Annotated in this window: 13 protein-coding genes; 4 read left to right on the top strand and 9 right to left on the bottom strand. The window is 31.7% G+C overall.

Going from position 1 to position 10,662, the window contains the following annotated elements:
• Positions 1–15: 15 nt before the first annotated feature.
• From A9G45_RS00200 to A9G45_RS00170, 7 genes are all read right to left on the bottom strand, one after another.
• On the bottom strand, positions 16–873 hold the full coding sequence (locus tag A9G45_RS00200) for a polysaccharide pyruvyl transferase family protein (RefSeq protein ID WP_065566929.1): 858 nt from the start codon (positions 871–873) through the stop codon (positions 16–18).
• Positions 874–896: 23 nt separating this feature from the next.
• The gene (locus tag A9G45_RS00195; protein ID WP_065566928.1) at positions 897–1,943 is read right to left on the bottom strand and encodes a glycosyltransferase family 2 protein; all 1,047 of its coding nucleotides are present in this window, start codon (positions 1,941–1,943) and stop codon (positions 897–899) included.
• Positions 1,944–1,949: 6 nt separating this feature from the next.
• Positions 1,950–4,049 carry an HAD-IA family hydrolase gene (locus A9G45_RS00190; protein WP_065566927.1) on the bottom strand — a complete coding sequence of 700 codons (2,100 nt, stop codon included), beginning with the start codon at positions 4,047–4,049 and terminating at the stop codon, positions 1,950–1,952.
• 212 nt (positions 4,050–4,261) lie between these two features.
• Positions 4,262–5,518: a sigma 54-interacting transcriptional regulator gene (locus A9G45_RS00185; protein ID WP_218056976.1), complete on the bottom strand. Its 1,257-nt coding sequence runs from the start codon at positions 5,516–5,518 to the stop codon at positions 4,262–4,264.
• On the bottom strand, positions 5,481–6,524 hold the full coding sequence (gene nagZ, locus A9G45_RS00180; protein ID WP_065566925.1) for a beta-N-acetylhexosaminidase: 1,044 nt from the start codon (positions 6,522–6,524) through the stop codon (positions 5,481–5,483). Before nagZ ends, A9G45_RS00185 begins: the two co-directional genes overlap by 38 nt.
• Positions 6,524–7,159 carry a hypothetical protein gene (locus A9G45_RS00175; RefSeq protein WP_065566924.1) on the bottom strand — a complete coding sequence of 212 codons (636 nt, stop codon included), beginning with the start codon at positions 7,157–7,159 and terminating at the stop codon, positions 6,524–6,526. The genes nagZ and A9G45_RS00175 overlap by 1 nt, the downstream gene beginning before the upstream one ends.
• A gap of 7 nt (positions 7,160–7,166) precedes the next feature.
• Positions 7,167–7,514 carry an HIT domain-containing protein gene (locus A9G45_RS00170; protein WP_065566941.1) on the bottom strand — a complete coding sequence of 116 codons (348 nt, stop codon included), beginning with the start codon at positions 7,512–7,514 and terminating at the stop codon, positions 7,167–7,169.
• A gap of 402 nt (positions 7,515–7,916) precedes the next feature.
• Here A9G45_RS00170 and rpsF point away from each other — a divergent pair, with 402 nt between their 5' ends.
• From rpsF to rplI, 4 genes are read left to right on the top strand one after another with little or no spacing between them, the layout of a single operon-like run.
• Positions 7,917–8,300 (top strand): 30S ribosomal protein S6, encoded by a 384-nt coding sequence (rpsF, locus tag A9G45_RS00165; RefSeq protein WP_065566923.1) that lies wholly within the window; start codon positions 7,917–7,919, stop codon positions 8,298–8,300.
• Positions 8,284–8,592: a primosomal replication protein N gene (priB, locus tag A9G45_RS00160; protein WP_065566922.1), complete on the top strand. Its 309-nt coding sequence runs from the start codon at positions 8,284–8,286 to the stop codon at positions 8,590–8,592. Before rpsF ends, priB begins: the two co-directional genes overlap by 17 nt.
• Before the next feature lie 4 nt (positions 8,593–8,596).
• Positions 8,597–8,824 carry a 30S ribosomal protein S18 gene (gene rpsR / locus A9G45_RS00155; RefSeq protein WP_025314965.1) on the top strand — a complete coding sequence of 76 codons (228 nt, stop codon included), beginning with the start codon at positions 8,597–8,599 and terminating at the stop codon, positions 8,822–8,824.
• 22 nt (positions 8,825–8,846) lie between these two features.
• Positions 8,847–9,299 carry a 50S ribosomal protein L9 gene (gene rplI / locus A9G45_RS00150; RefSeq protein WP_065566921.1) on the top strand — a complete coding sequence of 151 codons (453 nt, stop codon included), beginning with the start codon at positions 8,847–8,849 and terminating at the stop codon, positions 9,297–9,299.
• 486 nt (positions 9,300–9,785) lie between these two features.
• On the opposite strand, the gene A9G45_RS00145 is transcribed toward rplI, so the two are convergent.
• Both A9G45_RS00145 and A9G45_RS00140 read right to left on the bottom strand, forming a co-directional pair.
• Positions 9,786–10,169, bottom strand: a complete 384-nt coding sequence (locus A9G45_RS00145) for a hypothetical protein (protein WP_065566920.1) — start codon at positions 10,167–10,169, stop codon at positions 9,786–9,788.
• Positions 10,162–10,551, bottom strand: coding sequence for a hypothetical protein (locus A9G45_RS00140; protein WP_065566919.1), 390 nt, complete (start codon positions 10,549–10,551; stop codon positions 10,162–10,164). The genes A9G45_RS00145 and A9G45_RS00140 overlap by 8 nt, the downstream gene beginning before the upstream one ends.
• Between the last annotated feature and the right edge of the window lie 111 nt (positions 10,552–10,662).

Here is a 10,662-nt window from a genome sequence, read left to right as displayed (position 1 = left end):
TAATTATATTAATTATTAATCTGTAATGAGATGAGCATTTTTTAATAAATCCATTACATAATCAGAGTGTAATAAATCTGTAGAGGTATTAACAAAATTTACATTTTGGTATTTTTGTATAATACTATTTTCAAATACCGCTCTATTTTTGTAATAATCATTAGGGTACATAATAACTTTTTTATTCAACATCGCTGCAAAAATAGAAATATGTAAGCGGTCTGTTTCAATCACATCAAATTGTGATAAATAACTAGCCAAACTATATGTCACGTATTTTGATAACAAATAATTACCCCACAACTCTCCATTCCAAGATAATGAAATGTCTTTATTAAATTCATTAACATAAAGAAATTTAGATGACTCCCCATCAGTTCGTAAACAACATCCGTGTCCTCTACCCTTAATAGCAAACTGTGACAATTCATTTTGTGGAAAATAAAAAGCCATATCATCAGATAAAAACAGATTATTTTTATTAGCCCCATTTAAAACGCATAACTCATAACTAACCTTTTCTCGGCAGATTATAATTAAATTCCTATGAGTTTCTTGAACAAGATCTTTATAGCCCCAGATAGTATGAGGTAATATAATACATTTATTATTATTTAAATATTTTTTTAATTTTTTATATAAATGATCATACTTACCTTCTACTAAGTTTCCCCCGCCACTAAAAAATAGAATTTCATTAGAAACAGAAATATCATTATTAGGGTCGATAATCTCATAACAAATATTTAATTCATCAAATAAACAGTATGTCGAATATGTAATAAATGCGTCACCGGCATTCCCCGGGTTAGTAATAAAATAAACTTTTTTATCGGAATAACTTGATAAAAAATCTCTCATATCAATTTTCATCACACTATCACCCCTTATATTATTCAACTTTTTTGTTTTTTCCAACGTCGAATTTTTCTAATTAATAATCTTATCCTATTATAGATCGTCACTCTTTCATTCAAGATTTTCTTTACTTCCTGATTTGAAAGCATCAATTGATGATTAAGATGTTCAATTGAGTTGCCTAATTGATGCGCTAATGCTCTAATCTCATTTAAATTTTTATCCTGTTCAAGCAATAGAATTTGTAATAAACCATAATTTCCTTGCGATTCTTGAAAAGATTTTCTAACCAATGCATTTTTGTAACGGATTGCATAAAGTTTATGCTTATTAACACCAGCATGTACAGAATTTCCATAGATAGATGTTGCATTAACTCTATGATGATAAAAAGCAAGTTTTTCATTTAACGTTAAAATTTCACCACATCGAAATAGCCTCAAATTATAATCCCAATCACCTAATACTGGTAAATCAGCATTAAAAGGCCCTATCGATTTAGCAACATTCATTCTAATGAGCAAACAAATTGGAGGAGTTATATTTCCTTTCAAAAGGACTGATATATCAACATCATCACGCCAATACCCCCATTCATATCTAGCGGTTTCTTGAACATAATTATTTGTGATTTCTTCATGTATTACAACACAATTTGTGATGACAGCAACAGCATGTTTATTCTCTTTTAAAAAATTAGTCGTTTTTTGTAGAAATTGAGGAGTCCATGAATCATCATCATCATGAACGACAATGAATTCCTCAGAAGCAAGTTCAAATCCTTTATTCGAAGCGGCTTCCATACCTAATGATTTTTCGTTATGTAAAAGAGTTAATCTACCATCGAAAGAAGAAGCATATATATTTACTAAATCTTCTACTGATTTTTTATCCCCTCCATCGTTTATCAAATACAAATGCCAATTCTGATACTCTTGTTCTAATACACTTTTTAAAGCCCTTGCTAATAAAATAGGCCTATCTTTGGTTCGCATAATAACAGCAACAGATCCATCATGTTTTATATAATCAACATTTTCATAATTTTGAATGTAAGATGGGTATAATTGTTCTGATATATTCATTATATATTATCCTAAAATAAAACTTTTTAAAATTGTCGGGTAATTGTAATTAGATAATTCGTTACTAACAATTTGATACAAATGAGCATTGTCAGAATAATATCCATTATATTTCCAGTAAAGTAATTGACCACATACCCAACCTCCTCGGTAAATCATAGGATATATTTTCTCATCCCAAGGTTCTTCATTTGACCAAATCAAAGGAAAATAAATCTCATGATCATATCCTGGAGCATGTAATATATTTCCCAATTCTTTAACTTCTAGACTAGTAGGAGAACAAATGACTTGAGCTAAAGCTCCTTTTGCCGTATTTACATCAATGTAATCAGAATTAATTCCGAAAACATCTTCATTTTTAACCCATTTAGATATAACTAAATGCAATCCCTTATAAAATCTATTTAAATTCACTACTTGTTCTTTAAGATTATCTTTTTTTTCTTTGAAAATAGGAATATATTTTCCCATTGATTCAGTGAAACCGATAACAGATTCATGATCTGCTACATGAAGATTCTCTAATATATTAATGCTATTTTTCATTAAGAAAGTTTTATTAGGATCATTGAATTCACTAAAAAATGCAGCATTCATTAATCCGTTGTAAAATATTCGTCCAGTAGCCAAACCATTGTGTAATCCATAATAAAACCCAGATATTTTTTCTTTAATACCATGATTTTCTCTAAACAAAGTTAGAGCTTGCTGTAAAGTACCAGACCATCCCAAATCAACTATTGCTATTTTTTTAGAGCTAAATATACCTTCTTGCTCATAGTATTGATAGGAATTTTTGTATTGCTCTTCAAATTGAGGTAGTAGTAAAGGAAGTAAATCATGTCCAAGATAAAATTTAAAATCATCCAATAGCGAAAAATTAAATTTGCTATCCAAATCACCAAATTTATTAACAAAATTATTTACGTCAATATCAGATATATTAATTTTTAATCTTGTTAGAACGTCTCTATTAGTTTGCCCTTCAACTATATTATGGTTAGAAAGAAAAGTTAAAGATGCCTCAGAAAGTTTGTTATGTTTTTGACATTCGATGTAACACTGGCTATATCCAAGAACAAGTCTAGAAATATATAAATAACTTGATGTTACACCACATAGTTTATCAAAATTAAATTCTTTCCATAAATTGTAAATAATTTGTGCATCACGAGAACAAAAATAAACATGTTCAATTTTGTTTTTTCTAACGTGATCATTCAACCATTGAAGGAAGCTATAAATAAAAAAAGAACCACAAGAAATCCCGAAAGCAAACCAGAAATCTTTAGACATTACCTTATCTGTTAATAAAATCATTTTTTTTATCAAAGAAAAAGGAATAATATCTGTTGACAATTGCCCACCTAATCTTCTTTCTGTTATGAGAGAATTGTACCAAATAGTATCTATACCGTTTCTTTTAGGCACCTCAACATCTGAGTAATAGTTATCACCAATATGTAGGATTTTTTGATTAGTGTAATCATCAAAGACGTTTTGCCAAATAGTACCGTGATTTTTAGTCTTTAATAAATCGCTTGATAAATATAATTTATCAAAAGATGAAACTCCAACTTTGCTTAACATTTCTTTAATTGTTTCTTCATCTAAATACATATCAGAAACTAAAATAATTTTTTTATTTTTTTCAAAAATTTTATTTATCAAAAATAAGTTATCTAAAGATGGAACACAATAATTTATTTCGATCATTATTTCGGTTTGCTTTGCTTCTTCTATAACATCTCGATACTCAGGATAAGTTATCTTCAATTGTTCATAAATATTATCTAAAGTAACCTCTTCTATATTTTGTTGATAGGCAATATCTCTAGCAATTTTTTCTGATTCGAATCTGGCAACAGCAAAACCAATACAAAAATAACCTTTTTCTATTAAACATTTTTCTACAATTGAAAAAACATCTATAGGACACTCAACTAATCTCGTTAAAATAGTGTCAAAAATATCAAAAGAAATCACTTCATAATGCTCAATATCCTTTAAAACCCTTTCAATATAGGTATCGTCATATATTTTAGCATTTTGAAAAAAATAATTTTTAGTTGAATTTAATAAATTAATAATATTTGTTTTCACATTGAATTACCTAAATTAAATCACATATAGCTTTTCATATTACAACTAACCGTATCAGTATAACACTAATAAAGATCTTTTAAATATATTTTAAAGATATTGCATATATGTTAAATATCATTCACGATATTAGGATTAAGCTAGAAGACCAATATAAATGCATACGTCAATGCCATTTGTTATAATTTTTTGTTACAATATAGATAAATTTATCACCGCCCTATCCCATAATCCCTCAACTTATTAGCAATTGCTGTATGCGACACGCCGAGCCGTTTAGCGAGTTTTCGGGAGCTTGGGTATTGGTCATAAAGTTTTAATAAGATTTCTTTTTCAAACTGCTTGGTTATTTCATCCAGAGTTTTATTTTCGATATTGTTGACCCATGATACTTGTGATTTAGGTGTTGGCAATACGATATTTTTAACCGTTAATATTGGGGTAGTTAATTGGGCTAATGCAGAGTATAGAATATTTTTAAGTTGTCTTACATTGCCTGGCCATGAATAGTGAACAAAGTAGTCAATAAGGTCATTATCGATCGCAGGTGGTATGAACCCTTGTTTATTGGCAAATTCATTAACAAAGATATGCGTAAGTGGCAAAATATCATCTTTACGTTCTTGCAATGAGGGTAAATTGAGCGACAGTACATTAAGTCGGTAGTAGAGATCTTTTCTAAATTTACCTTGTTCGACTAAATCAGCTAAATCGACTTTTGTTGCACAAATAATTCTTACATCGACATAGACTTCATTATCGTCACCTACTCGCCGAAAATAACCATCATTAATAAAACGTAATAATTTGGTTTGCATTTGAAAAGACATTTCATCAATGCCATCAAGCAATACTGAACCACCATTAGCTTGCTCAAAAAAACCTTTTTTACTTTCAATCGCCCCTGGGTAAGCGCCTGCTGCGTGCCCGTATAATTCACTTTCTACTACCTCATCAGGCATAGCTGCACAATTTAATGCTAGAAAGGTTTGATCGCCGCGAGGGCTATATTGGTGACAAGCATTAGCTAGTAAGTCTTTACCAGTACCTGTTTCGCCTGATATTAATAAAGGTTCACTTTGCATAGAAAAAGCTTTAGCTTGTGCAATAAGTTTTTGCATAACTAAACTTTGAGTGGCAAAGATATCGAAAGCATGGTGCCCGACGACTTTGATTTTCGACAATCGTTTTTTTAAGTAAGCAATTGGTTGCACAACAAAGACTGTTTTAGATGGATCAACCATTTTTTGCAATAAAAAGTGCTGAGAATTTAAAACGATGATTGCATCATCTTGTTCATTTATATTTATTGTATTATCAAAATTAAATATTTTTTGATAATCAAAAGGTTGATTTAATACTAAAACGTTATGAGGAAATAATGCTTTAGCCGTATCATTATACGCAACTAGAAGTTGGTTATTATCAATTTCAATCATTGCTGCTTGCATATTCTTCCCACTTTTCACTAAGTTTTTTTAAATTATCACGTCGATGTTGCCACTGAGAGTTGTTTTTTAATTCAGCATAAGTGATTTTTGTATTAGTTAATAGATGTTTCGCTTTATTTGATATTAATGGATAAATCTTATTTAGCTCTGTTAATCTTTCTAAAATGGCAATAGTGCCTTGTCGATTATTACAAGCTAGCAGTAGATCACAGCCTGCCGCTAATGCTGCTTGGGCTCGCTCGGCATAGCCTCCCATTATTGCTGCACCTTTCATCGATAAATCATCGGAAAAAATCACCCCCTCAAAACGTAATTGCTCACGCAGCACTGTTTTAAGCCAATAAGGTGAACCACTAGCGGGCAGATCATTAAAAGCAGGATAGATAACATGAGCAGGCATAATGGCATCGAGTTTTTTATCAGCGATCAATTTGGCAAAAATTTGCATATCGTGTTCAATGAGTGATTTTTCACGATGATCAATAGGTGTTTCTTTATGCGAGTCAGCAAGCACATGACCATGCCCAGGAAAATGTTTACCGGTTGTTTTCATTCCTGCAGCATGCATACCATCAATCATAGCAGCAGCAACTTGATAGGCGATATTGATATCTTGATGAAATGAACGAGTGCCGATAGCAAGACAATGATGACCTAAGTCTAAAACGGGCGCATAGCTAAGATCGATATCAAAAGCAATCAGTTCCATTGCAAGTACCCAACCCGCATCAAAAGCTAACGATTTAGCTTGCTCAAGCTCATTAAGAGCCGCAAAAGATTGCGCAGGTGGAATAGCAGTAAAACCATCACGAAAACGTTGAACGCGCCCACCTTCATGATCAACCGAGATTAATAAACGCTGTGTAGAAACTGCCCGAATCTGTTTTATCAATTCTCTTAATTGAGTTTGATCCTGATAATTGCGACTAAATAAAATCACCCCACCAACCAACGGGTTTTGTAATAATGCCTTATCTTCTTCGGTTAATGATTTACCTTCAACATCAATCAGCAATGGTCCCATTATTTGTTATCCTCAATAACTTGATTTGATCCCTCGTTAATATTGGGTTGTTTAGAAAAATCTTTAGAGGTAGATCTAGCTAGAATTTCTCCACTTTGTGTTGAAATTAATTCCATTGCAAGATCTGCTCCATGGCTTTCATCAGGCACTTTATAGATAGTGGTGAAAAGAACATAGTTGGCATTTATTGACTTAGCCAACCCAATCATCTTACCTCGAGAAACTAACTTATCATCAGCCGAAATACCCAGTGTTTGTTTAGCTTGATTTATGACCTGCTTATTAGCCACTGTGAACGTGTTTTGTTTATGCATTAATTGGTGTAAAGCTTCATCAATTTGATTGCTTGCAAGATAATCACCGCTACGGTTTTGAATATCGCTAATTAAAATAAGCTTATTATCAGAGCTTGCAAGTGATGTATTAGCCAACTTATTGATAAAAGGCGATAAGATTAAATACCAATCCGTTTGTTTAACAATTTGAGGGGGCATTTCAATGACCGCCGTATCGCTAGACTGCGTTTCATCTACTGGCGGTTTCACTTCCACTTTTGGGGTATTGCTAATAAGATGACAGCCAGTTAACGCAAAAATCAATGCACTAGTAACAAATATACCTTTGAACTGTTTCATATAATGATTAACCTATTAATCGACCTAAATTTTTACCGCCCAATAAATGCATATGAATATGAAAGACCTCTTGCCCTGCATCTTTGTTGCAATTCATGATTAAGCGATATCCGCTTTCATCAATACCTTCTTGCTTTGCAATTTTAGCGGCAACGGTCACCATATGCCCTAATATCACTTCATCTTGTTCAGTAACATCATTAATAGTTGGAATAAGTTTGTTGGGAATAATTAAAATATGCTTCGGCGCTTGAGGAGAAATATCACGAAATGCCGTCACTTTATCATCTTGAAAAACAATATCAGCAGGGATTTCTTTTCGAATAATTTTACTAAAAATAGTTTCCTTCAAAATAATTTCTTGAGCCATCAAATTCTCCTTACTATGCATATACCTACAATTAACATTTTACATACTCAAGCATAACATATTTTAACAATAAAAATGTATAGAAATCGTTACATTTTAAAATGCATTTTACACCCTAAAAACCGTTCAGAAAAACTATTGATTTTATTTAAGTTTTTATTGTGAGTTATATTTTAATATCTCCTATAATTTGAAATACTCAAATGCAGAAGGGCTTGCTTATAACGATCAAAGTAAGTATTAAAACCACTTGGCATATTCATTTGTCAAATATAATAAGTTGATATATAATGCCACGTCGATTTCAACCGCCTATTTTCATGTTCCTTGCTTTCAATGGGTTGCGGTTGCCCCGACAGAAAGCTGATTAATCCGTAGGGAGCGATAATGCGTCATTACGAAATAGTATTTATGGTTCACCCAGATCAGAGTGAACAAGTACCTGGTATGATTGAACGTTATACTGGTACATTAACCACTGATGGTGGTAAAATCCATCGTTTAGAAGATTGGGGTCGTCGTCAATTAGCCTATCCTATCGAAAAACTGCACAAAGCACATTATGTGTTAATGAATGTTGAAGCAACTCAAGAAGCTGTTAATGAACTTGAAGATAACTTCCGCTTCAATGATGCAGTGATTCGCAGTTTAATTATGCGCACCAAACACGCTGTAACTGAAACTTCACCTATGTTAAAAGCTAAAGAAGAACGTCGTAGTTCTGAAGAAGATTTTAACGAAGTAAACATGGACGATGATTCCGACGAATAATCGTTTAGTGTTATCGGGTATTGTAAAAAAAACACCGATAAGAAAAGTCAGTCCAAGTGGGATTTCGCACTGCCAATTTTATTTAGAACATGTTTCTAAACAAATCGAAGCAGAACTCACAAGGCAAGCATGGTGCATAATGCCCGTAATTGCTAGTGGACAACAAGAGTTAAGTTACATAAAAAAAGGCAGCAAAATTTTAGTCAGTGGATTTATAAGTACCCACACTAAACGTAACCAAACAAGCCAACTTGTATTACATGCTGACCAGATTAAACTATTAGGAGAATAGCCAAATGGCACGTTATTTCCGTCGTCGCAAATTCTGCCGTTTTACTGCAGAAGGCGTTAAAGAAATTGATTATAAAGATGTTTCTTTATTAAAAAGCTATATCACAGAAAGTGGTAAAATTGTACCAAGCCGTATCACTGGTACTAGCGCAAAATATCAACGTCAATTAGCTCGCGCAATCAAACGCGCTCGTTACTTGGCATTATTACCATATACTGACAACCATCAGTAATTAGCAACAGAGGGAACATATAATGCAAATTATTCTACTCGATAAAGTTGCTAATTTAGGCAGCTTAGGTGATCAAGTTAATGTAAAAGCGGGTTATGCTCGTAACTATTTGATTCCACAAGGTAAAGCAGTAGCAGCGACTAAAAAGAATATTGAATTCTTTGAAGCTCGTCGTGCTGAATTAGAAGCAAAACTTGCTGAGACATTAAAAGCCGCTGAAGCGCGCGTTGCTGAAATTAATGCTCTAGGTAAAGTAACTATCGCTTCTAAAGCTGGTGATGAAGGCAAACTATTTGGTTCAATTGGTACTCGTGATATCGCTGATGCAGTTAAAGCTCGCGGTATTCAAGTATCGAAAAGCGAAGTTCGCTTACCAAATGGTGTATTACGTACAACAGGTGAATACGAAGTATTTTTCCAAGTACATAGTGAAGCTTTTGCTAAACTGACTGTTGAAGTTATTTCTGAACAATAATAACTCAAATTAAATAAAAACCCGTTTAATCTAGGCGGGTTTTTTATTGTTTAGAATATACAAAATTTTTATTTTTTATAAAATAATGGAATTGTAGTAACTTCTTGATTAATCACATTCATCAAACAATCGTATAACTAAAAACCATGATCCATTGTCCCCCTCACTGTGGTTGTAAAATGAATATAAACAGATTTTTGTAAATAAATTTGTGTATTAACAAATAATAATTTAAAAAAAGAGTTTTATGGTTATTTTTTATAACCAAATGTCACATTTGGTCACATAAGAATCCTTTAATATATAAACACCATGAAATCATGGTGTTATTAACAAATACTATAAGGAGAATTGATATGTCAAATTCAGCCGGTTGGCCAAGTAAAACAGGTAACCCTTCTGGTGGTGGACGAGATAATAACCCACCGAAAAAATAATAATTGACATAAAACTATTGCGACATATGTTCTTTTTGTTGCAATAGTTTTAATCTAATTCACTCATAACCTTATTAGTATATTCTTTAGACAAATTTTCAAGCATTTTCTTCGTGCTTGGTTTAATGTCATCGCCTAAATGAATATAATTAGCATAAATATATCCTTTATTTTTTATAACATCATGATTTTGCATAAATTTAATATACTCTTTTAAGGCGTATATATTAATATTATTTCTTGTTTTGGCTTTTCTAAAAGCGTCATACTTTCGCCTGATTTCTTCTGGATTTAACCTTTCGCCACTTATATGATTTGAATTATCATAGAATTCATCAAAAAAATTACGCTCATTCCATTGAGCTAATTCTAAATAAGTTTTAAATTCAGCCACAAGGTGTTCATATTCTGTACTAGTCTTTATTTCATTCATTGGTAAAAACACGCTTAAAATGTTTATTAAATCCACCTGGGTCCTTTTTGTAGCTAGAGTAATCAATTTTAGCTCTAGTTTCTTCAAGTGCATAAACACATTTGCTAAATTTTTTTTTATAATAATCACTATGTATCAATTTATTATCATTCAGACACATATTTATGATGCTATATTCAACCTTTGTTGGATACCTGTTCTCAAAATTAGGAGATATCAAATCGTTGACTTGATATCCTCCTATACCAACTAAACAAACAAAAACTAAACGACCTATAAGACTTTCGTTAATCTTTTGTGTTTTATGGCAGTGTGGGCACTTAATATCTGGATCTACATCAAATTCTTTACTACATTCTTTATTTACACAAGTGCATTTCATCACCATTCCTTATAACACTATAATTATTATATTTTTTTATTTTAACTCTTTTACTATTATTATAAAACTATTATAAGCAATAAAATTTTAATTATATGTTCGAAAAATAAT

The organism is Gilliamella sp. HK2, assembly GCF_001690265.1.
Taxonomy (GTDB): Bacteria; Pseudomonadota; Gammaproteobacteria; order Enterobacterales; family Orbaceae; genus Gilliamella; species Gilliamella apicola_C.
This window is presented reverse-complemented; position numbering and strand designations above follow the sequence as displayed.